Below are 18,960 nucleotides of genomic sequence, written 5' to 3' on the forward strand. Positions count from 1 at the left end.
TTGCTCCTTTATATAAACCAATCTTCTAGTAGTCCTGATAAATCTATTGTATCAGAAAGGGAAGGGGTTTGGCAATCATCAAGAAAAATAGTGATGATAGCAAGTGTTCCAGAGATGTTAAATGGGAACTCCAAATAGGTGATATAACCAGTTTTATCGATGTGATAATATCCGTTATTTGATACTATTTTAATCTCGCCTTTTCCGTTAAGTTTTTTCTTTAGTAAGTATAATCCGACCCCGCTGTCAAAATTTTCTTTTGTAGATGTACCTTTATCAAAGGCCCACTCAAAGTAATCCACTGAGTCAGAGAAAGAATGTCCTTTGTTTTTTATGTTTTCTATCATGCCAATACCATTGTCGGATATAGCAAAAGATATGGTTCCCTTTTTACTATCTCTAGGTTTACGAGGGTAGTGTTGGCCGCACATATAGAGCACGTCTGAATGAGAATGATCTCGAACATTATGTATGATTTCTAACAAGGCTTCTTTAATCTCGCCTAAAAAATCCTCAGAGGTTTTAGTCCGAATCTGCCTTAACAACTCATCATCTATATATTCGTCAATTTCTTCGATATTTTCTATACTTCTTCTAAAAAAAGGAATGGTGGTGTTATAGGTATCATCTAACTCATATTCAAGACCAAAATGTTTTAAAAATCCATTTTTTAAAAGGATTTCCTTTGATTTTAGGGAAAAATTATCTAATAAAGCATATACGGTTGCTCCTCTAGCATTAACTTCGCTAAATATCATCCCTAAAAAAACAGTCATTTCAGCATTTATCCAACGGATATTTTCAAAGTTAAAAATAACACTATCTTTTTCTTCTAGGACTGGAAGAATATTCTCTATTTGTTGATAGAGTTCAAGTAGAATGGAATATTCGTTATTCAGAGTTCTTGGTAAAAAAATTTCATATTCCGCCATCTTCACGCTCCTACAATATTCTTAAACTCTTCCTGAATCATTTGTTCACCCCAAGTAGTTGCAATCCTATGCCTTTCAGCAAATCTTAACCAATTAAACTCCGAAGGCTTACATTGATACAATTCTTCAGATATAAGATGACGAACCATGAAGCGGTATGCCTCGTTTTCGTATTTGTAGAGTAGTCGCTTGTAATGCACTGGATTGTGGTTTATATGCCCCAATTCGTGCAGGATGACCTTTTCTCGCTCCTCTAGGGATAAATCCCCATTGACATAAATAACGCGCTCATCGGGGAAATAGAAGCCTCTACGCTCCCACATAGTCTCAGGGAAGAGATAGAGTGTAACCTGGTATTCATCCAGTAACTCATTCACTTTCAATGTCGGACACCCCCAAAGAGAGTTTAATGATCTGCGCAATCTTGTCTACATCCTCATCTGATAGTGGTTTTCCATCAAAGAGAACCACACGTTCACGAAGATTAGACAAGTCGACCACACGGCCGTCAGCAGTAGTGACAAGGTCGCTTGAAATAGCAGGATTGTCAGTACGGCCTAGAAGATAATCTAAAGAAACACTGAAAAAGTCAGCAATTTCTTGCATTCTTTCAGTGCTAGCTTTTTGTTTTTTTAATGAATAAAGTGTATTTCTACTATATCCTAGCTTTTCTTCCAAGGCATTTAAAGAGAGACCTTGTCTTTTTGCTAGTTCTTTAATTCTTTCAAATGTCAGAAACATTGTTTTATCAACCTTTCTAAGCATTACGAAAAAAATCTAAACTATATTATTAAAACTGTTGACAAAACTAAATAAATAATTTAAAACGATATTCGTAAGCTAAAGAGTTAGCGAAATAGAAAACTAAAAAATAAAAACCTAAAAAACTGATTGGCGTCCGATTTGAATAGGTAAACCTTACTTTTTAGTAAGTCTTTTCTCTATGCCTTGATTTTAAATCATTCATTTAAAATTGTCAAGAAATTCGATAACTTTTTAGATAATATTTTTAAAAAGGAGGGTAGAAATGGAGGAAGAAGAAATAATCGAATTATTGAAATTCTTAACTACTGATTACGGACGAGGGTATCTAGCTGGATTAGTTAACGGGATGTCAATACTTTTGAAAGTTTTAAAAAAAGCAGTGAAGGAATAGAGAGGAGTATAAAGATGTCAGAGCAAAAAGAAAAATACCACGATAGACGTGGTAGGCCTGATGAATTGAAGGTTGAAAAAGTTATTCACCTTTCAATTTTGAGAGGCGAAGGAACTGAAGCGGATAGCATTCGAGTTGTGGAGCAGTATTACAATATGGACGGCGATCTAATATTCGAATTAGATCCTTGTTCTCCACATTATCAGGAATTTTTAGGCTTACGTTGATCTTGTTTATCTTTGTCCAAATCTAAAATATCTTGTAGTAATTGCTCGTTATCATGGCGTTCAATATACCATTTTTGCATAAGTAATTCTATAAACTTTAGCAACTTGTGAGCCTCATTCGGTTCAATATCCACTATAAGATTTATATCTTTTTCTGGATGGGCACCAATGTTTCCAAGTTTTCGTAAAGCATCGAGTACATTTTTAGTGCTTGGGTCAACTGACTCTTTTAAAGCAACTATCTCGTCTACTAACCTTGCTTTAGAAATTCCCCAAAAATCTCTAATCATTCCTTGTAGACAACGTCTAGAGAGGGTAGCAGAAGCTTTGGGGCTGAGATTTAAGATAGCGTGAGCTTCTTCATAGTCACTTCTGATAGCTTGAGGGATGTAGTCTGGATAGACTTTTGCGAGTGAAATAGGATTGAAGTTCATAATGCGATTTGGAAATTGACTACCAACGCCCACGATATCAATCGAAACTTTATGACAATTTGGACATTTCATTGTTTGTATTGTTATTTTGTCGTTCAAATTTTCCTCAACCTTAACATGTGGACGATGAATCCAAAAGTAGTGTTCTTCTTCTCGGAATGTATCGTAGTGCTTTGGAACAGAATAACCGCAAAATAAGCAGAATAGTTTATTAGAATCCATAAGATTTCTCCAATCATTTTATTTTGATTATACCAAATTTAGAAAGGAAAATATATGAGCCAACAACATAAAAAGTGGATTCAACTCGTCAAAGACAAATTGAATTCAGAAGGAATGACACAAACACACCTTGCTCGTGCTTGTGGAGTAAAGAAGCCAACCATTTCAGAATTACTGAAATATGGTAAAGGCAGCGATAGATTAAAAAACCGAGTATGTGATGTCTTGGACATCGACGAAAGTTGGGTTGATTTAGGAGAGTAGGAGGGAATGAAAATGAGACCAAAAAGATATCCGTATAGTAGAAAAAAATTGTATACCTTGATAAAGGAAGACCCTGAATTTGTAGAAAAACTTTTAAGACCTAGTAGTATTCTTCTAGATTCTCAAAGTCTGACAACAAGATTACAAGCTAAAGACACTAGAGCTAACAACATCATTCATATTGATGATTATAGATAAAGGAGATAGGTATGAGTAGTATTTCAATGACCGTTGAAGTTAAAGTAAATGTTACGAATATGGATCAATTTAATAATCTTGTGAGAGAATTCAATAAAAAAGCCCATGAGCTTGAAGAGCTTGCTCATGAGCTGAATAACTTTCGTTTCGAAGCAGACATTTTACCAAATGGCAGCAATTAGTTCAAAATTAGCATTTTCTGGGAACAAATAAATTGGATATGATTCTTTGGTTTCGAGATTACGGAACTGGTAACCAAAATAATCTTTTTTGGCATTTGAATTTTTTTCAGTGAGTGTTTCAAGATTAGCTTGTGATAGCAGCTTAAAAATCTGAATACGAGCTTGTTCCAAATCAGACATTCTGTTCAACGCTCTTAGTTCGTGTTCATTCGGGAATGCACTTATCAAATCTACTCGATCATCTAAATAGGTTATAGAATCATCTAGATAATCATATTTTAATTTGAAATCGATAAATGATAAATTCCTGTACTCTTGATAGGTTACAAACGTAATATTTTTATCTTGGAATCGGTAGACAAGGGAATCGTTTTGTAATTCATCCTTAAATTCCGTAAGACCAATTAAAAATTTATGACAAGCTTCTAAAATACGGATTTGATTTAGATTCATTTTCTTTTCCTCCTTTCTGTTGAATTTTTGACTAAAATGGTGAGAGGTCATAGTCAAGATTATTATAGCAATTTAGAAGGATATTACATCAGTCTTGAGACTGATATAGGAGGTTGAATGGAAGACAAAATCATAGAACTAGCTGATTACTTCATCAGCGAGAATACCGTGGATTGAAATCATTCTACAACCTTAAAAAATAATCTCTTTATGGGATTTGAGGCTGTAAAGCCTTTATAATAAGCACTTTGGGGCGCTTTCCCTTAGTGCTTTTTTGATTTTACTACCCTTTTTAGTACCCCTACTAATTTTTGGTATAGTAAGAGGGTAGCCCAGAAATGGGTCACCCTTATTCTTTATAAATTGCTGATAGCTGTTTCATAATTTGAGACGGCTTTTTTTGCATTCTCTTGGTTAGTATGCCAGTAAACATTTTCAGTCACTATTAAGTTAGAGTGTCCCAGTCTGTACTGAACATCTTTAGGGCTGGCTTGAGCGTAGAGCATCATAGTAGTATGTGTATGGCGGAAACCATGAAAGGATACGTTAGTTACTCCAGCAGCCTCAAAATGCTTATTTAGGCGCTTTCGTAAGTTACAAGCATAGGCATATTTTTCTGTAAATACAGAGAATACAACCGTTTCAGATCGGCCTAATTTCCAAGATTGAATTTGTTGACGGTTTTTGTATTGCTTCAGTAAAAGTAATGTGGCTTTGTCTATTGGTATATCTCGATAACCAGCGCTTGATTTAGGTGAATTTATTTCCTGATAGCGGTTTAGTGTCTTATTGATACTGATAACACCGCTTTCTAGGTCAATATCAGACCATTCAAGAGCCAGAGCCTCACTAATACGGCAACCAGTGGCCAATAAAGTCTTATACAGGACAACATCAAATAAGTTCTCATAATTTGATTGATCCAGAGTGTCTAAATAATCAAGGAACTGTTTTAATTCTTTGTTGTCTAAGTATTTGACAGCGGCCTTTTCTTTCTGCTGTTTGCGTGGAACGATGACATCATTAGCTGGGTTGTATTGTATTACCTGGATAGCTACGCCATATTTTAAAATACGCTTATTCATGTTATGGAGCAAGGAGTAGTTAGCAAATGCTCCTTTTTCGCCTTTATTTGCCTTGTCAGCCCATTTGTTTACTTGCTGTTGAAGAATAGGCGTAGTGAGTTTAGATAGCTTGTAATCGCCAAATACAGGCAATAAATGCACTCTAACCAATCCATCCATAGATTGGCGAGTATTTGGCTTAACTGTATTCTTGTAACTATCCCACCAAACTTTTACAAGCTCATTGTATGTTGTAATTGTCGGCTTGTCTTTAACTGTATAGCCATTAGTAGCAAAAGCATTGATCGCATCACGCGCTTTTACTTTAACGCCCTTTTTAGTGGTTGCTGTAACAGTTGTACGGGCTTTTTTGCCCGTTAGTTGGTCAACACCTAGATAAACACTAGCATAATAAACTCTTTGGCCATTCTTTTTGATTTTCTCTTTGATATTCATGTATTTGTACCTTTCTTTCCATCAGCAGGCAAGGCGCGTGGTTTTGTTAGGTATTTATACATGAGAATAAGATATTACTTATTTAAGTTGTTTTTACTCACTAAATAAGTTGCAAAATCGTTTAATTCTATACGATCTTGATTAGGTAAAATAGCGCACTTTGCAACTAAATTATCAAAAGGTGGGGTAAGACTTGATAACAACTTGTAGAACTCAGTTAGTTTAGCAGCAGGTGAACTATAAATGCTTTGTTCAAATTCATCTAGTTCAGTTTCTAAAAACTTTCTTTCAAATTCTTTAATAATATCTGGTGTAGTTACATTTGAGAGTTTTAATCTTCCTGATACGTTTACATAATTAGTTTCTTCAGTAATTAACTTAGAACTTTCGTCTTCGTCATAACCTAGCAATGTAGCAACTGAGATTTTAAAAAAATCTGCAAGTATTTTAGCCTTTTCAGGTTTGATAGTGTTTCCTAATTCCCAATGTTGTAAGGTTCTTAGTGGAATTCCGGTTCGTTTTGATAGTTCAGATTGAGAAATACCATATTCTTTTCGTAATATCTTTAATTTATTCATAGCTCCTCCTTATAGAAATTATATCACAAACCGCAAAAAATTGTGTAAATATATCTAAAAATATTTTAAAAAAGCTATTGACAACACAAAAAGTTGCGGTATAATATATTTAACGCAAGAAGTTGCGTAGAAGGAGGTGAACCAATGCTTATTACTTTATCACTTGCTGAAAAAGTACGTATCAAACGTGCTAAATTACAGTTAACTAAAAAAGCAGCATCAGAACAGTTAGGTATTCAATCAAATACTCTAACCAAAGTTGAGAACGGAAACTATGATGCCCCTAAGCGTATCTATGAGAGCGTGATGACTTGGCTAGTAGAAGAAATTTAAAGAAAGTAAAAAGCCATGTACAGGCGACCAAACCAACGTACACGGCTAAGGAAAAATAACAAAACTCAAGCAAAGGCAAGGCGCGTGGTTTTGTTAGGTATTTAGCAAAGGGGAAACCCTTATGTAAATATTCTCCTTTTATTTTATCAAAATTAGAGGAGAAAGACAACTTAATTTATAAAAAGGAAAAATGGAGGATATAAATGGAAATTCTGTCTAAAGAAATACAGTTACAAGGTTTACAACTTCTTAAACAGACTCTTGAAACTTTAGTTGAGCTAGAAAAACAACGATCTAGTAAGTTAGATTTAATTTCTCGTAAAGAATTAATGGATCTGCTAGGTATAAGTGCTACAACCCTTGATAACTGGGAGGTTCTTGGCCTTAAACGTTATCAGACCCCGATGGATGGAGCTAAGAAAGTATTCTATCGTCCGTCAGATGTGTATTTATTTTTAGCAATAAAATAGGAGTTATGAAATGAAAATTGTTACTTTCAAACCAACTAAACAAATAGACGATGGGTTTTATCTACCAGGCATTGACATTCTATTTGTCTCAGATAAAGCAGATGCCAAGAGTACAGAAGATGTAATTTTATTTCTTTCAAAACATGGGTTAAACAAGTCTTGAATGATATTAGAAAACAAAGCTACTATTCTGCGGAGGAAATAGAGACAGCGCTACAGGCCTTTATAATGGCCTCAAATACGTTATGGAGAACAAGCTGTAAAATTATATTGATACACTAGCCAAAGCCATTGTAGAGGTTAAAATAGGGGTTAGAGGAAGCAATTAAAAAGTAAGCTAGCCAAATTTATACAGGAGGTAGAACCGTAATGGAACTAGTCTACATGGACGGCAAGAAAGATCCGTATACACTAAGTAGTATTATTACAGAGTGTACAAACCTGCAACATCACACAATAACTAAAACGATCTGCAAACATCAAACAAGGTTTGAGCAGTTCGGAAAGGTTGGATTTAAAATCTAAGCTACGGACAGTGGCCAGAGTACCAAGGACTATATTTTGAATGAGCAACAAGCAACCTTGTTAGTTACATTCTTAAAGAATACCGAGCAAGTGGCCAACTTCAAAACAAACCTAGTCAAAGCATTTTTTGAAATGCGTGAGGAGCTTTCTAAGTTTCGTCTGCAGAGAGCGTTAGAAAAGCCGAAAAGGAAAACCTTGCATGACAGTATAGAAACATGGCCTAATGCACCAAAGCACGCGCATAGCACCATGAACAACTTGCTACTAAAGGCAGCAACAGATATGAACGCTAAGCAGTTAATGGCAAGCCGTGGGGGAACAAACGGTATCGATAGCTTGACTAGTGAGGAGCTGGAGCAGTACCAGTCATTTGAGGATATGGCAATAGCTATGATTGAATTGAAAATGAGTTATCAGGAAATTAAGACAATGATGTTTAGAAGTAAAAAAATAAGCTAAAAAATCACACAAACAAAGAAACAGAGGTAAAAACATGTTAGCAGATAAATTAGAAGCTATTTCAACAGATTTAGAAGAAATACAAGGAAGTCTTACAGGGATCAGAAATATCATAGCTAAAAGAGCAATCAGTAGGGTATTGAATGACTTGGATGATGTCTACAATGAACTAACCGGCACAGAATACCATGAGCAACAGCAAACGCTTAAGGAACAGACGGAAATGATGAAACAGAGGGTAATTGCTGAAGTAATAGGAGAATTGGAGTGGAAAGAAAGATCATTGTATGGAAATTTTTGGGGTAACACTGATTTTATAAAACGAACTTCTAGATTTGATGGATTTCTTTTCTTAAACGCTTATCTAGCGGAAATAACTAGAGAGAATGACTATCCTATGGATCAAAGTCAATTATTAAATTATGTATGGGAACTTTTGGCAGTTGATATTGCCAAGAAAAAACGAGGTAAAAAGAATCTCTTGGACTTATGGACAAGTTCGATTGAGTATACCCGTGGCATGATGATTCATGAGGAGGGTTAACATGAATGAATTAGATTTAACCAATACACAGTCGGTAATCTTTATGGTGGTATTGATCGGCTTGCTGCTTTATTTAAATTACCGAGACCGCAAAAAAAGCGCCCAAATGGAGCGAGAAAACACACAGGCGATAGAAACACCTAACAGGGATTTAACCCCCGATTATGGGCGTTATATTCAGCTTACAGGGATCAATGTATGGGGAGGAATTGAATGAGTTTAGCAAGTAATCGTAAGAAAGTATTAAAACTAATCAAGTTAGAGAATTATAAATGAGCAAGGGAGGGGACAATGGCAAAAACAAAAGTCTATTTTTGGCTAAAAATTGATAAGAAATTTTTTGATAATATTTTTATCAAGAGACTAAAGACGGTACCTGGTGGGTACACTATGACAGTGATTTATATTAGGCTCATGCTAGAGAGCTTGGAAAGTGACTGTATTTTATACTATGAGGGCTACTTTGACAATCTAAAGGAAGAACTAGCACTAAAATTAGATGTATCAGAAGATGATATAGATATGACCATGGCATACTTTACAAAATGCGGTTTAATACAGATTGACGAAGATAAAAACGCAGAACTACCACAGGCAAAAGCCTTGGTTGAGAGTGAAACAAACTGGGCAAACTATAAACGTGAACAACGAAAAAAAACAAAATTGGAAGAAGTCCAACCATCTTTGACATTTTCCAACTCGTGTCCAACAGAGATAGAGAAAGAGATAGATATAGAGAAAGAGATAGAGCTACAGCTAGAGCAAAAAGAGGCTAACGCCTCAAAAAATATTGGTGCTGGCGGTGGCAAAAATCCAATCTTTGAAAAACTCAAACAAGCTTTTGGTGAAATGTCGGTTAATGGGACAATGATAGCAGAGGTTGAGGATCTACTAGAGATTCATGGTCAAGCGTTGTTAATCTATGCCCTCAATGAAACTATCTTAAATGCTGGAAAGTCTATCAGATATACACGTTCAATTCTTGAAAGATGGCAGGGGCAAGGACTTAGAACAGTTGAGCAAGTCAAGAAAGATAAAGAGGCTTATGAAACTAAAAAGCATCTCCAACATCAAGCAGAACCTATTAGCCGTGAAGAATGGCTGAAAACACGAACAGAAGAAAACCCATTTTAGGAGGGTGAGCAATGGAAAATAAATTTGAGCAATATAACAACAGAAAAATTAGTGATAAGGTATGTGAGGTTCACAAGGTCAATTATTGGCAAATATCAACGCCGATAAGAGGCAGTAAGGAACGAAGTATACAAGAGTTTTGCCCTGAATGTTGTCAGGAGCAAATAGATAGGCAAGAGCAAGAGGGAGTAAATAATAGCCTAAACGCTGAGACGTACCTGAAAACCTATAATGTGCTTATGCGAGACAGTACGATCCCTAGGGAGCTTAAAGAGGCTAGCTTTGAGAATTTCATAGCTGAGACAGCCGAGGAAAAGCAACTATTAGCATTTGCTAGGGAGCAGGTAGATAAATACCTGGACGGTATGACAGGAAATACCCTATTTACAGGATCTACAGGGATAGGAAAGAGCCATTTGAGCGTAGCCATTGCTAAGGCCATAAACGAGGGTTACAAGGCCAAAGGAGAGCCTAAAAGCGTGTTATTTGTCAATCTAACAGAAATCCTTAGACGAGTTAGAGAGAGCTTTAACTCTCCTACTAGTCTAGAGGGGCACTACTCAAGAATGCTGAAAGAGGTTGATTACCTGGTACTTGATGATTTAGGTATAAAATCGGACAACGCTAGTAGTAAAGGTAAATCAGTCTGGGAAGAAGAGTTTATTTTTGATATTCTCAGTAACCGAGATAAAACCATTATTACTACCAATCTAAGCAGCTCAGAGATTGTTAGCTTGTATAGTGAACGAGTGGCCAGCCGTGTCAGAACTGGACTAGAGGGTAACTTTTTCAAGTCATTCACTATCAAGGACAAGCGATACTCAATTAATCAGTTAAAAAATAAAGTAAAGCAGTTAAACTGAAGTAATTGACTTACAAACCTAAACAAAAATAGACACTTTTCACAGAGTGAGAAATCACCCTCTTAAAAAATTACTATGCTTTCCTCGGCCAAATTAATCAAGCATGGTAATTTAATCAATGACGAAAAAAACAACTATTGGGTACACAAAAAGGGTAGTATTTTAGAACACGAACCTTAAAAGCCTAGTCAAATCAATAGACTAGGGATATTCAGATTATAATAAATTGAAATAAAGGAGTTTTAAATATGGATTTTAAAGATATTCAACCGATGGAATCAGTATCTGAATTATTAAGCCAAGGCTGGATAATTTTAGAGAAAGGTGGTATAATTAAAAAAATCAATAACCTAAGTCATGGTAGCGTTGAAATCCACTTTAGGGATGGCGTACCATATAAAAAGACTGAACATGTTGATAATTTAATTTAATAAAGATTGCTAGAGGAAGAACCCAACGCATATTTCAGAGTTTAAGCTTTGTTATGGTGTCGGGTTCTTTTCTTTGCCATAAGGAGGATTTAAAAATGACAACATCAAATGTACTACCAAAAATTCAATCTATTGTATCTCAAGTAAATACTAAACGTGATGCGATGGATGATTATAAACAAAAACTAGATATTGCCAAAAATGAATTAGAACAAGCTAAGAGCGCTAGGGAAAAGAATTTTTCATTTGAAACTGACAACAAAGTTTCAGAATTAGAAAATTATATCTTACGAGTTGAGAGCCGATATAACATCTTACAGAGTGAATTTGATGAAGATGTACCTAGTAAATTACGTGAAGTAGAAGAGTTGTATAATGCGTATTTAATTGAGCAATGGGGGCAAAATGAAGAAGTTAAAGAACTGACAAAGCGTACACTGGACAGTTTTAAAGAAACCGTTGCTTTGCTAGGACTTTACACTAAGAAGCCATCCGAGCTTAATAAACAAGTGCTACCACACGTTGTTAATGACGATTTTAGAAAGGCTTTCAAAGGACAAATGACGTTTATTGGCGCTGATAATCATTCATTAGCCAATGGAGTACCATTGGACTATGATACTTACCAAAAGTTGTACACTGCTGGGCGTGCTTTAGGGGTTAATCTTGGATGATCTATAAGAGATATCATACGGCATTAGTGTTTATACTTGTTTTGCAGCATTTACTAAAAGATACCAAATTAGAAGAAAAAGCTTTTAATTTGTATGCTGATATTTTAGAACTTGAGCAAGTTCCGAAACATCAAATAAAATCGGCCAACCTATACGCCAAGCGCATTGTACAAGCTTACGATGGAGGGGAAATTTTGCCTCCGTCACCATTTACACAATCGCAGAGACTAAAGCAAATAATTAGTAGGGGTATTAGTAAAGTGATTGCATATTTGACTGGATAAAGGAGATTTTTTCTTTAATTTTAGGAGGTAACAGATGGCAGGAAATGAAAATGATGGCCTTACATCCAAACAAATTAAATTCATAGATGCCATGCTTACCGAGCCAACGATAGAAAAAGCGTGCCAAAAAGCAGGGGTGTCAAGGGCAACAGGTCATAAGTATCTAAAAGTTGCAGCAGTTAAAAAAACATTGAGACTAAAACAAGATGAGATGATGGATAAAACTACACAGATGCTATATCTAGCCTCATCCAATGCTGTTTCTGTACTTAATGATATTATGATGGATGCCAAGGTTAACCCGTTTATAAGAACTCAAGCAGCAAAAGCTATACTTGAACAATCATATAAAACTCATGAAATTTTTGGAGTAGTAAGACAAATTGAAGAATTGAGGTTAGAAATTGAGGAAGTATCTAAAGGAGATAAAAGAGTTACAAGAACTCAAGGAGTTATTGAGTAGTAGAAATACGCCTGAAGTTATCATCGTCGAGGGTAACGATGATTTGGGAGAATTTTTCCAAGTTGATGGTGAGTTGTTTAGTGATATTGAACTTTTAGAAAACCTTAAAAAGTGGAGTGAATGGGAAGTACAGGTTATCGTTAATGATTGGTGTAACCGTAGTCTAAATGAAGATGAAACAGAAATATTATATTTTCCAACTCATGAGGATAAAATGGACTATATCCGATTTAACAAAGGTTTAGAACCTTTATACCACGCGCTAGATGAACCTTATACAACAATCTCAAAAAGTGAGTGGTTAAAGCTATTAGACTGATAATGAGGAGGTAATCATGCCAAAGAAGAAAATTGAGCGTATTTCAGTAATTCATAGGGAAAAGATTTTATGGCTCAAATGGTATTTCATGAGAGACAAAGAAAATCCTAACTATAGTGTCCTTGAGCGTAAAATGTTTGATGCTGCTAAAAATAAAGATATGCTAACATACAAAAAATATGCTACGATTAAGCAGATAACAGATATTAGGGTACAGACAAGTGAAGATGATATTTTAACGGCTATTAAAGAGGTTTATGTGTATAATCACATGAATGTTATCGGAGCTTGTCAGCGTATATTATTTGTTAGTCAGTCCCCAGCCTATAACAAGCTAAATAAATGGTTTGAAACTTACTCAGATTTGTATTTTAGTATTATTCCATTACCGAATGTGGGAGCATATCATGAATTGGTAGATATCTAGTTGATTGTATGATAAAATATAATAAACTTGATGAAAAATATAAAAAATTTGATAAAAATAGTTGTTTTTTTGAAGTTTATATAATATAATTATCATGTAAGATATCAATGGCCTCCCACGCATATGCGCAGATACGTTCTGATGGGAGGTTTTTTTATAAAAATGTTAAGTGAGAATACTATGATTGAGCATTTTGAACATAAAAGCTATGAAGAACAAATAACACTCCTTGAATCAAGGTCAATGTGTTTTGAGAACGACGCATCTAGGAAAAAGGCAATAAATAGTTTGTCAATGGTTTCCTACTATAAAATTAAAGAATTTGCTAAACCATTTGCAAAGATAACAAAGAATGGTACACAGAAAACTATTGATTACCAAAATACTAAATTTGAAATTGTTATTTCAAGATACTATCAAGATAAAAATTTGAGGTTGAATCTATTACACGCAATTGAAGATATTGAGGTTGCGTTAAAAACAAAGATAGCTTATGTTTTAGGTAGGAGTAATTTAAATAGTTATGGCTATCTTAATTTCTCAAATTGGTGTAATAAAGAGGAGTATTGTAAGCACTATCTTCGGTATAGTGAAAATAAATTCAAAAAAAATTTGTTGATTGAGTTAAGGAAATCTTCTAATTCTGAAATAGATGAAAAATTAAAAACTGATCAATCAAAATATCCGCCTATTTGGCTTGCCGTAAATGTCCTTACGTTCGGTCAAATGGTTAATATGTTAGAATTGATGTCAGTGAAGAAACTTGGTCAGATATCTAGTTTTTTTGATTGTGAGAATTCAGAGTTAATATCTTGGTTAAAATGTATCAATCTAGTTAGAAATATTTGTGCCCATAATTCAAATATTATTGATTTTAAATTTAAAACAGTTCCTCAATTAAAGGATGAGTGGAAAGATTATCTGTACGAATTGAAACCAGGGGTTTATTCAAATAGAATTGCATTACCATTTCTTATAATTAGTTATATGATGGATAAAATTAACCCTAAGTACCATTTTCAGGATATCGTTAATTCACTAGATAAGCTTATTAGAGACGATAATAATGCCAAATATTATGGTTTTAAATCCATTAGTACGATGAGGTTGATTAAATCTAAGCGGATTAGGAAACCAGTGGCACGCAGAAGAACTAGATAAAAAGCACCCCTAAAGGTGCTTTTTTCTTGCCTGCTGAACTCATAAATGTACTACCTTTTTTGTTACCCTTTAAAAATACTGTATCTTTTTCTATTTGGTTGATTAATCCGTATTTGGTAAAAGGAAGATTAAAAACAAGTGTAGTTTGATACTCTAGATAATAGGAAGATAACTTGAAAAAATAAAATAGTTCAGTGAACTGTTTTATCCCGAACCTTGAAATTCAACAGTTCGGTCGTTGATTTAACAACGTTTTAAGCTCTTCGGATTTTATCCGAAGGGCTTTTTATGTACAATACTCAAAATGAAAAATAACTTATGGTATAATAGACAAAAACACTTGTATTAGAAAGAAATTATGTCTAAAGAGATTGATATTGAGTATTACCACCAACTAGCACTGCAAAAGCAAAAGGAGCACCGAAAAGTCTTAGCCAATCTAAAGAAAAAACCTCCTAAAAACTTAGATAAGATAGCCCAGCAAATTCACGAAGAAGTTTTTTCTGAGATTGATTGCACTGCCTGTGCTAACTGTTGTAAGACCTTGGGACCTGACTTCAAGGAAGCAGATATTACTCGTATTGCTAAGTATTTCAAGATGAAATTACCAGCCTTTGAAGCAGAGTTTTTACAAGTTGATGAAGATGGGGACAAGGTTTTCAAATCCATGCCCTGCCCCTTTCTAGGGGGAGATAATCTCTGTTCTATCTATGATGTTCGTCCCAAGGCCTGTCGTGAATTCCCCCATACAGATCGTAAAAAAATCCATCAAATTAATCATTTGACAATTAAGAATACCTTGACCTGCCCTGCAGCCTATCTCTTTGTTGAGAAATTAAAAGATAAGTTATAGAATTTGCACCTTTAGATCTTGTACAAAGATTCTAGTGCGAAAGTATCTGATATCTGATAGACTATAGATAGAATTGAACACGACCTAAAAGCTGTTCGAAAAAGAAAAAATTTCTAGGACTAGAAGCTCTAGCGTCAATTTTTCTATTTTCACTTTGCTTTTAAGGACTTTTGTATCTTGTGGAGGTAAGAAGAAACGAATATGATGCATCAATTCAATCAAACCATGAATTATTTGGAGCAGCAGCTGACTGGAGAAGTGGATATGAAAAGATTTCAGCAGCTATCAGGCTATTCTTATCCTCTTTTTAGCAGACTCTTTTCCATCATGGCAGATATGACCTTGGCAGAATATTTGCGCAATCGCAGGCTGTCAGAAGCTGTGACAGACTTGCGGGAAACCACTGAGAAAGTCATTGATATAGGACTGAAATATGGCTATGAGTCTGCGGATGCCTTCAGCGCAGCTTTTAAGAAATTCCATGGTGCAACCCCGTCAGAAGTTCGAAATGGAAAACCTTATCGGGTCTTTCCTAGACTTCAATTATCCTTAAAGATTACAGGAGGAAAGAACATGGATATCAAGATTCAAAAGAAAGCCGCTTTTACTGTAGCGGGAGTCCTATTGGAAGCAATTGACAATAGCCAGTGTCCGTCTGCATGGGAGCAGCTCTATGCCAATCACAGCTTAGAAAGCCTAGAAAGTCTGGGCAGTGGCCAATTCTTTGGTGTCTGCTCGGATGTTAAAGAAGGCGAAATTATCAACTATATGGCTGCTTATGATGTGACGGATAAAGCTAAAGCAGAAGAACTGGGTCTATCAATCAAAGAAATCGCAGAAGCTGAATATGCTATCGTACCAGTCAAAGGCCCAATACCAGAAAGCATTCACCATGCTTGGAAATATGTTCTAGAGATTTTTTTCCCCGAAACTGGCTATCGTCATTCAGGTGCTCCAGATTTTGAAGTCTATTCCGAAGGCGACATGTCGTCACCAGACTATCAAATGGAACTCTGGATACCAGTGATCAAGGACTAGATAATTTTCTGATATTTTATAAAGATGCAAAACTAACTCTGTAGAAGATATCTTTTACAGAGTCTTTTATTGTGGAAATTCATGTCCGTAAAGCAAACATGCCCTATTTTTTGTTTGGATTTTATGGGGCATGAGAATAGTTTTCTCGGTATAATAGTCCCATAGAAGATAAGGAGGCATGAATATGCAGATGTATTTTGGAGATGTGTCACTTTGCTATAGCTATTCATTGGCAATGGCACTAGAAACCTATGGTTATGACTTTAAAGCAGATTTTTTAGAGGCAATTATGGTGATGGGAAATGGCGCTAGTATCGTAAAGGAAGATGAGGAGCACCCTCTAGTATTCTTTGATAATGGAATGCCAGACCTTTCCATCTCCCATTCCTTAAAAATACTAGGGTTTGACTATGAGGATTTCTATCTAAAAGATGGAGCGGAAGTAGATTTGGAAGAGATTAAAGGAAAGTTGGAAACATTTCTGTCCAATGGATCTGTCGTACTGGGGCCTCTTGATATGGGCCATCTGACCTACAATCCCAATCACACAATCCTTTATGGTGTGGATCACTTTGTAACCGTGTATGACATTGATGATCAGTACCTCTATTTGCACGATCCAGCTGGTTTTGCCTGTATGAAGGTTGCTTTTAATGACATACTAGAAGCATGGAAGGCAGAGGCTATTGACTATAAGCGCGGAGCCTACTCCATGTGGGGAAATTTTAAGAAGGTCAAGAGTCCTAGTCAGACTGAAATCTATCAGGAAACAGCAAAGATTATGAAAAACCGATATCTGAATGGTCAAAACGGTGTTTTGGAATGCTATGCAAAAGTAGTTGCTGAAAACGGCTTAAATACCGAGCAAAAACAATTGCATCAGTATTTCAGCTTTAAACTTGCAGCTGTTCGAAATCTCTATCTCAGTAAATTCTTAAAAAACCATGATCCCGAAGGGGCAAGATTAAAAGAGAAATTGGCTTCTTTATTTGGCCAAGCCCACCTTTCATGTTTAAAAGAAGATTACCAAGAACTGTCCCACTTGCTCTATCAGATAGCAGAAGTAGACGGTCTCTTTAAAGATTTATATGTAAAGTAGTGACTATAAGCATAAAAAATAGTTCGTAAAAGCGGTTTTTCGTAAAACGAAGAACTGCTTTTTGATTATGGTATAATGAAGTAAGAAAATAGCTTATTCTACTTAAAAATGAAGGGAGAACTCCCATGCCTAGACCAAAAACGAAAGAGGAGCTAGTGTTAGCCTCTAAGGAAAACTATGAAAAGCTCAATCACTTTATATCTAAATTAAGTGAAGAGGAGCTACAGACTCCTTTTGATTTTTCAAAAGACCAAAAGAAAAAAGAAGCTCACTGGAATAGAGATAAAAATCTACGGGATGTTTTGATCCATCTATATGAATGGCAGCAATTACTTTTAACTTGGGTACATTCTAATCAAAAAGGTCAAGAAAGAACTTTTCTCCCTGAACCTTATAATTGGAAAACTTATGGGGAAATGAATGTCGCTATTTGGAAGAAGCATCAGAAAACGTCCGTAGAAGAAGCGACCAAACTCCTCAATCAATCGCATAAAAAGGTTTTAGAGTTAATGGAAGGCTTCAGCAATGACGAATTGTTCACAAAAGGTACCTATAAATGGACGGGTGGGACAAGTCTAGGTTCCTACTTTGTCAGTAGCACCTCCAGTCACTATGACTGGGCTCTGAAAAAACTCAAAGCTCATCAGAAAAATTGTAAGAAACGTTAATTGAAGTGCTCATGAGGTTTAGAAAAGGTTCTTCTAAGTTTCGAATAGCATAGTTCTCGTGATTTTTGAGCCATTCTAGCTTTAGAATCCTTCTAAAATTAAAATTTAGGGTTGTCATAAACTTAGAATAGCACCAAAACATTTATATCAATGTAATTCTAAGTTTCGAATTACACTGATATTAAAGGAATTGAGCTGTTCGATGCTTAGAATAGCTTGATTCTGAGAACTGTTGACTAGAAAATCATTCGAATAGCTTTTTTTCTGATATAGGATGATAGATAGATGGGTGAGATGATGAGCATACAAAAAGAGAAAGTTAGAAAAGAGTTGGTGTCCCTCTGCTTGGGAGAGCTTGCAGCCGTTCTATCCTTTTGGTTGTGTTTTTTCCTTTTGAAAAATAGGCTTGGCGATTGGAATGGTTTGATCTCTATTCTTTATCCTTTGTCTTTACTGACATTTATTTTGCTTCAAGGTTCAATCTATTGGGCAATTTTGATTAGAAGGCTGTCGAAACCTCAGTTCGGAAGTGGAAATGTGCGGAAAATATATGGTTGTTTCAGAATACTAGACCTTGTTTTACTTATTTCAGGCTTTCCTTTTATTGTCTGGAACACGCAAAGTGTCCAAGTGGCTGTCTTAGCCACGTTGATAGAGCTTTTTGCCTTTATCGAATGGCTTAATTACTACATTGTACGCCTATCTTATAGTTTGAACCCACTTGTTTTATGGAAAAGAATTGCCAAGGGAAAACTTGAAAAAAGCAGAATAGCCAAGGAGTTGGGGTAGGGGAGTGTAGTATTGGAGAGTTTAAGTTATTCAAACAATGTTACCTTGAAATTTTCATTTATACTATAATGTTCTTAATGAATATTCAGGAAGAAAACTAAATGCCCTGCAAATTTTGATTCTTTGAAATTTATTGCTTCCAAAGGATTTTATAGAGTATTGAAAATGAAGTTACTAATTGTGCGGAAAAAGTAAGTTTGATGTTATCGCTATACAAAATTTTACTTCGTTCAAACTTGTATTGATTTTTATTGTCAGTG

The 18,960-nt window shown here is 35.3% G+C and carries 31 protein-coding genes and 1 pseudogene; 25 read left to right on the forward strand and 7 right to left on the reverse strand.

Features of this window, described 5'->3' with window-relative positions:
• Positions 1-8: 8 nt before the first annotated feature.
• From NYE79_RS04975 to NYE79_RS04985, 3 genes are read right to left on the reverse strand one after another with little or no spacing between them, the layout of a single operon-like run.
• Positions 9-932 (reverse strand): ATP-binding protein, encoded by a 924-nt coding sequence (locus tag NYE79_RS04975; protein ID WP_339293837.1) that lies wholly within the window; start codon positions 930-932, stop codon positions 9-11.
• Between the two features lie 2 nt (positions 933-934).
• Positions 935-1,315 (reverse strand): ImmA/IrrE family metallo-endopeptidase, encoded by a 381-nt coding sequence (locus NYE79_RS04980; protein WP_339293838.1) that lies wholly within the window; start codon positions 1,313-1,315, stop codon positions 935-937.
• Positions 1,302-1,673: a helix-turn-helix transcriptional regulator gene (locus tag NYE79_RS04985; RefSeq protein WP_339293863.1), complete on the reverse strand. Its 372-nt coding sequence runs from the start codon at positions 1,671-1,673 to the stop codon at positions 1,302-1,304. The genes NYE79_RS04980 and NYE79_RS04985 overlap by 14 nt, the downstream gene beginning before the upstream one ends.
• Positions 1,674-1,959: 286 nt before the next feature.
• Between NYE79_RS04985 and NYE79_RS04990 the strand changes: the two genes are divergently transcribed.
• Both NYE79_RS04990 and NYE79_RS04995 read left to right on the forward strand, forming a co-directional pair.
• Positions 1,960-2,088 carry a hypothetical protein gene (locus NYE79_RS04990; RefSeq protein ID WP_339293839.1) on the forward strand — a complete coding sequence of 43 codons (129 nt, stop codon included), beginning with the start codon at positions 1,960-1,962 and terminating at the stop codon, positions 2,086-2,088.
• 14 nt (positions 2,089-2,102) lie between these two features.
• Positions 2,103-2,315, forward strand: coding sequence for a hypothetical protein (locus NYE79_RS04995; RefSeq protein ID WP_015971702.1), 213 nt, complete (start codon positions 2,103-2,105; stop codon positions 2,313-2,315).
• On the opposite strand, the gene NYE79_RS05000 is transcribed toward NYE79_RS04995, so the two are convergent.
• Positions 2,291-2,971, reverse strand: a complete 681-nt coding sequence (locus tag NYE79_RS05000; protein ID WP_339293840.1) for a DUF4145 domain-containing protein — start codon at positions 2,969-2,971, stop codon at positions 2,291-2,293. The two genes, NYE79_RS04995 and NYE79_RS05000, sit on opposite strands and share 25 nt — an antisense overlap.
• Before the next feature lie 54 nt (positions 2,972-3,025).
• Here NYE79_RS05000 and NYE79_RS05005 point away from each other — a divergent pair, with 54 nt between their 5' ends.
• The 3 genes from NYE79_RS05005 to NYE79_RS05015 are packed head-to-tail and all read left to right on the forward strand — an operon-like array spanning position 3,026 to position 3,615.
• The gene (locus NYE79_RS05005; RefSeq protein ID WP_339293841.1) at positions 3,026-3,235 is read left to right on the forward strand and encodes a helix-turn-helix transcriptional regulator; all 210 of its coding nucleotides are present in this window, start codon (positions 3,026-3,028) and stop codon (positions 3,233-3,235) included.
• A 12-nt stretch (positions 3,236-3,247) separates the two neighbouring features.
• Complete coding sequence (locus NYE79_RS05010; protein ID WP_339293842.1) at positions 3,248-3,433, forward strand: hypothetical protein; 186 nt, start codon at positions 3,248-3,250, stop codon at positions 3,431-3,433.
• 11 nt (positions 3,434-3,444) lie between these two features.
• On the forward strand, positions 3,445-3,615 hold the full coding sequence (locus tag NYE79_RS05015) for a hypothetical protein (RefSeq protein ID WP_339293843.1): 171 nt from the start codon (positions 3,445-3,447) through the stop codon (positions 3,613-3,615).
• Here the strand turns inward: NYE79_RS05015 and NYE79_RS05020 are convergent.
• From NYE79_RS05020 to NYE79_RS05030, 3 genes are all read right to left on the reverse strand, one after another.
• Positions 3,595-4,068, reverse strand: coding sequence for a hypothetical protein (locus NYE79_RS05020; protein ID WP_339293844.1), 474 nt, complete (start codon positions 4,066-4,068; stop codon positions 3,595-3,597). The two genes, NYE79_RS05015 and NYE79_RS05020, sit on opposite strands and share 21 nt — an antisense overlap.
• Before the next feature lie 356 nt (positions 4,069-4,424).
• Entirely contained in the window at positions 4,425-5,588 is a 1,164-nt protein-coding gene (locus NYE79_RS05025; RefSeq protein WP_339293845.1) for a site-specific integrase, read from the reverse strand.
• 74 nt (positions 5,589-5,662) lie between these two features.
• Positions 5,663-6,166, reverse strand: coding sequence for a helix-turn-helix transcriptional regulator (locus NYE79_RS05030; RefSeq protein WP_339293846.1), 504 nt, complete (start codon positions 6,164-6,166; stop codon positions 5,663-5,665).
• Positions 6,167-6,310: 144 nt separating this feature from the next.
• Between NYE79_RS05030 and NYE79_RS05035 the strand changes: the two genes are divergently transcribed.
• The 20 genes and pseudogenes from NYE79_RS05035 (at position 6,311) to NYE79_RS05130 (ending at position 18,700) form a co-directional block, all read left to right on the forward strand.
• Complete coding sequence (locus NYE79_RS05035; protein WP_219566883.1) at positions 6,311-6,499, forward strand: transcriptional regulator; 189 nt, start codon at positions 6,311-6,313, stop codon at positions 6,497-6,499.
• A gap of 203 nt (positions 6,500-6,702) precedes the next feature.
• Positions 6,703-6,969, forward strand: a complete 267-nt coding sequence (locus tag NYE79_RS05040) for a hypothetical protein (protein ID WP_339293847.1) — start codon at positions 6,703-6,705, stop codon at positions 6,967-6,969.
• Between the two features lie 10 nt (positions 6,970-6,979).
• Positions 6,980-7,132 (forward strand): hypothetical protein, encoded by a 153-nt coding sequence (locus NYE79_RS05045; protein ID WP_268709474.1) that lies wholly within the window; start codon positions 6,980-6,982, stop codon positions 7,130-7,132.
• A 206-nt stretch (positions 7,133-7,338) separates the two neighbouring features.
• Positions 7,339-7,953 (forward strand): annotated as a pseudogene (locus tag NYE79_RS05050) (Rha family transcriptional regulator).
• A gap of 34 nt (positions 7,954-7,987) precedes the next feature.
• Positions 7,988-8,497: a hypothetical protein gene (locus NYE79_RS05055; RefSeq protein ID WP_339293848.1), complete on the forward strand. Its 510-nt coding sequence runs from the start codon at positions 7,988-7,990 to the stop codon at positions 8,495-8,497.
• 1 nt (position 8,498) lies between these two features.
• Positions 8,499-8,714, forward strand: a complete 216-nt coding sequence (locus NYE79_RS05060; protein WP_339293849.1) for a hypothetical protein — start codon at positions 8,499-8,501, stop codon at positions 8,712-8,714.
• A 74-nt stretch (positions 8,715-8,788) separates the two neighbouring features.
• On the forward strand, positions 8,789-9,631 hold the full coding sequence (locus NYE79_RS05065; RefSeq protein WP_339293850.1) for a phage replisome organizer N-terminal domain-containing protein: 843 nt from the start codon (positions 8,789-8,791) through the stop codon (positions 9,629-9,631).
• 11 nt (positions 9,632-9,642) lie between these two features.
• The gene (locus NYE79_RS05070) at positions 9,643-10,494 is read left to right on the forward strand and encodes a DnaA/Hda family protein (protein WP_339293851.1); all 852 of its coding nucleotides are present in this window, start codon (positions 9,643-9,645) and stop codon (positions 10,492-10,494) included.
• Positions 10,495-10,742: 248 nt separating this feature from the next.
• Positions 10,743-10,925 (forward strand): hypothetical protein, encoded by a 183-nt coding sequence (locus NYE79_RS05075; protein ID WP_050108577.1) that lies wholly within the window; start codon positions 10,743-10,745, stop codon positions 10,923-10,925.
• Between the two features lie 95 nt (positions 10,926-11,020).
• Positions 11,021-11,599, forward strand: a complete 579-nt coding sequence (locus NYE79_RS05080; RefSeq protein ID WP_339293853.1) for a hypothetical protein — start codon at positions 11,021-11,023, stop codon at positions 11,597-11,599.
• Complete coding sequence (locus tag NYE79_RS05085) at positions 11,596-11,883, forward strand: hypothetical protein (RefSeq protein WP_084851287.1); 288 nt, start codon at positions 11,596-11,598, stop codon at positions 11,881-11,883. Before NYE79_RS05080 ends, NYE79_RS05085 begins: the two co-directional genes overlap by 4 nt.
• A 34-nt stretch (positions 11,884-11,917) precedes the next feature.
• Complete coding sequence (locus tag NYE79_RS05090; protein WP_339293854.1) at positions 11,918-12,346, forward strand: replication protein; 429 nt, start codon at positions 11,918-11,920, stop codon at positions 12,344-12,346.
• A complete protein-coding gene (locus NYE79_RS05095) occupies positions 12,339-12,665 on the forward strand; it encodes a hypothetical protein (RefSeq protein ID WP_339293855.1) in 327 nt (108 codons plus the stop codon). The genes NYE79_RS05090 and NYE79_RS05095 overlap by 8 nt, the downstream gene beginning before the upstream one ends.
• Positions 12,666-12,681: 16 nt before the next feature.
• The gene (locus NYE79_RS05100; protein WP_339293856.1) at positions 12,682-13,092 is read left to right on the forward strand and encodes a hypothetical protein; all 411 of its coding nucleotides are present in this window, start codon (positions 12,682-12,684) and stop codon (positions 13,090-13,092) included.
• Positions 13,093-13,272: 180 nt separating this feature from the next.
• Complete coding sequence (locus NYE79_RS05105; RefSeq protein ID WP_339293857.1) at positions 13,273-14,253, forward strand: Abi family protein; 981 nt, start codon at positions 13,273-13,275, stop codon at positions 14,251-14,253.
• 358 nt (positions 14,254-14,611) lie between these two features.
• Complete coding sequence (locus NYE79_RS05110) at positions 14,612-15,106, forward strand: YkgJ family cysteine cluster protein (protein WP_042767880.1); 495 nt, start codon at positions 14,612-14,614, stop codon at positions 15,104-15,106.
• 201 nt (positions 15,107-15,307) lie between these two features.
• Positions 15,308-16,144, forward strand: a complete 837-nt coding sequence (locus tag NYE79_RS05115) for an AraC family transcriptional regulator (RefSeq protein ID WP_339293858.1) — start codon at positions 15,308-15,310, stop codon at positions 16,142-16,144.
• A 184-nt stretch (positions 16,145-16,328) separates the two neighbouring features.
• Positions 16,329-17,243, forward strand: a complete 915-nt coding sequence (locus NYE79_RS05120) for a peptidase (RefSeq protein ID WP_339293859.1) — start codon at positions 16,329-16,331, stop codon at positions 17,241-17,243.
• Positions 17,244-17,368: 125 nt separating this feature from the next.
• Positions 17,369-17,911: a ClbS/DfsB family four-helix bundle protein gene (locus tag NYE79_RS05125; protein ID WP_042902251.1), complete on the forward strand. Its 543-nt coding sequence runs from the start codon at positions 17,369-17,371 to the stop codon at positions 17,909-17,911.
• Positions 17,912-18,196: 285 nt separating this feature from the next.
• Positions 18,197-18,700: a hypothetical protein gene (locus tag NYE79_RS05130; RefSeq protein WP_042902252.1), complete on the forward strand. Its 504-nt coding sequence runs from the start codon at positions 18,197-18,199 to the stop codon at positions 18,698-18,700.
• Positions 18,701-18,960: the final 260 nt, after the last annotated feature.

Origin of the sequence: Streptococcus sp. FSL W8-0197 (genome assembly GCF_037963785.1) — a bacterium.
GTDB lineage: Bacteria > Bacillota > Bacilli > Lactobacillales > Streptococcaceae > Streptococcus > Streptococcus oralis_CQ.

Excerpts from the sequence above, each read along its gene's own strand:
- NYE79_RS04985 (WP_339293863.1), bottom strand. The coding sequence starts at position 1,673 with ATGTTTCTGACATTTGAAAGAATTAAAGAACTAGCAAAAAGACAAGGT.
- NYE79_RS05025 (WP_339293845.1), bottom strand. The coding sequence starts at position 5,588 with ATGAATATCAAAGAGAAAATCAAAAAGAATGGCCAAAGAGTTTATTAT.
- NYE79_RS05100 (WP_339293856.1), top strand. The coding sequence starts at position 12,682 with ATGCCAAAGAAGAAAATTGAGCGTATTTCAGTAATTCATAGGGAAAAG.
- NYE79_RS05055 (WP_339293848.1), top strand. The coding sequence starts at position 7,988 with ATGTTAGCAGATAAATTAGAAGCTATTTCAACAGATTTAGAAGAAATA.
- NYE79_RS05005 (WP_339293841.1), top strand. The coding sequence starts at position 3,026 with ATGAGCCAACAACATAAAAAGTGGATTCAACTCGTCAAAGACAAATTG.
- NYE79_RS04990 (WP_339293839.1), top strand. The coding sequence starts at position 1,960 with ATGGAGGAAGAAGAAATAATCGAATTATTGAAATTCTTAACTACTGAT.
- NYE79_RS05120 (WP_339293859.1), top strand. The coding sequence starts at position 16,329 with ATGCAGATGTATTTTGGAGATGTGTCACTTTGCTATAGCTATTCATTG.
- NYE79_RS05060 (WP_339293849.1), top strand. The coding sequence starts at position 8,499 with ATGAATGAATTAGATTTAACCAATACACAGTCGGTAATCTTTATGGTG.
- NYE79_RS05035 (WP_219566883.1), top strand. The coding sequence starts at position 6,311 with ATGCTTATTACTTTATCACTTGCTGAAAAAGTACGTATCAAACGTGCT.
- NYE79_RS05030 (WP_339293846.1), bottom strand. The coding sequence starts at position 6,166 with ATGAATAAATTAAAGATATTACGAAAAGAATATGGTATTTCTCAATCT.
- NYE79_RS04995 (WP_015971702.1), top strand. The coding sequence starts at position 2,103 with ATGTCAGAGCAAAAAGAAAAATACCACGATAGACGTGGTAGGCCTGAT.
- NYE79_RS05015 (WP_339293843.1), top strand. The coding sequence starts at position 3,445 with ATGAGTAGTATTTCAATGACCGTTGAAGTTAAAGTAAATGTTACGAAT.
- NYE79_RS05085 (WP_084851287.1), top strand. The coding sequence starts at position 11,596 with ATGATCTATAAGAGATATCATACGGCATTAGTGTTTATACTTGTTTTG.
- NYE79_RS05040 (WP_339293847.1), top strand. The coding sequence starts at position 6,703 with ATGGAAATTCTGTCTAAAGAAATACAGTTACAAGGTTTACAACTTCTT.
- NYE79_RS05115 (WP_339293858.1), top strand. The coding sequence starts at position 15,308 with ATGATGCATCAATTCAATCAAACCATGAATTATTTGGAGCAGCAGCTG.
- NYE79_RS05110 (WP_042767880.1), top strand. The coding sequence starts at position 14,612 with ATGTCTAAAGAGATTGATATTGAGTATTACCACCAACTAGCACTGCAA.
- NYE79_RS05130 (WP_042902252.1), top strand. The coding sequence starts at position 18,197 with ATGGGTGAGATGATGAGCATACAAAAAGAGAAAGTTAGAAAAGAGTTG.
- NYE79_RS05000 (WP_339293840.1), bottom strand. The coding sequence starts at position 2,971 with ATGGATTCTAATAAACTATTCTGCTTATTTTGCGGTTATTCTGTTCCA.
- NYE79_RS05020 (WP_339293844.1), bottom strand. The coding sequence starts at position 4,068 with ATGAATCTAAATCAAATCCGTATTTTAGAAGCTTGTCATAAATTTTTA.
- NYE79_RS05105 (WP_339293857.1), top strand. The coding sequence starts at position 13,273 with ATGATTGAGCATTTTGAACATAAAAGCTATGAAGAACAAATAACACTC.
- NYE79_RS04975 (WP_339293837.1), bottom strand. The coding sequence starts at position 932 with ATGGCGGAATATGAAATTTTTTTACCAAGAACTCTGAATAACGAATAT.
- NYE79_RS05125 (WP_042902251.1), top strand. The coding sequence starts at position 17,369 with ATGCCTAGACCAAAAACGAAAGAGGAGCTAGTGTTAGCCTCTAAGGAA.
- NYE79_RS05080 (WP_339293853.1), top strand. The coding sequence starts at position 11,021 with ATGACAACATCAAATGTACTACCAAAAATTCAATCTATTGTATCTCAA.
- NYE79_RS05075 (WP_050108577.1), top strand. The coding sequence starts at position 10,743 with ATGGATTTTAAAGATATTCAACCGATGGAATCAGTATCTGAATTATTA.
- NYE79_RS05045 (WP_268709474.1), top strand. The coding sequence starts at position 6,980 with ATGAAAATTGTTACTTTCAAACCAACTAAACAAATAGACGATGGGTTT.
- NYE79_RS05070 (WP_339293851.1), top strand. The coding sequence starts at position 9,643 with ATGGAAAATAAATTTGAGCAATATAACAACAGAAAAATTAGTGATAAG.
- NYE79_RS05090 (WP_339293854.1), top strand. The coding sequence starts at position 11,918 with ATGGCAGGAAATGAAAATGATGGCCTTACATCCAAACAAATTAAATTC.
- NYE79_RS05010 (WP_339293842.1), top strand. The coding sequence starts at position 3,248 with ATGAGACCAAAAAGATATCCGTATAGTAGAAAAAAATTGTATACCTTG.
- NYE79_RS05065 (WP_339293850.1), top strand. The coding sequence starts at position 8,789 with ATGGCAAAAACAAAAGTCTATTTTTGGCTAAAAATTGATAAGAAATTT.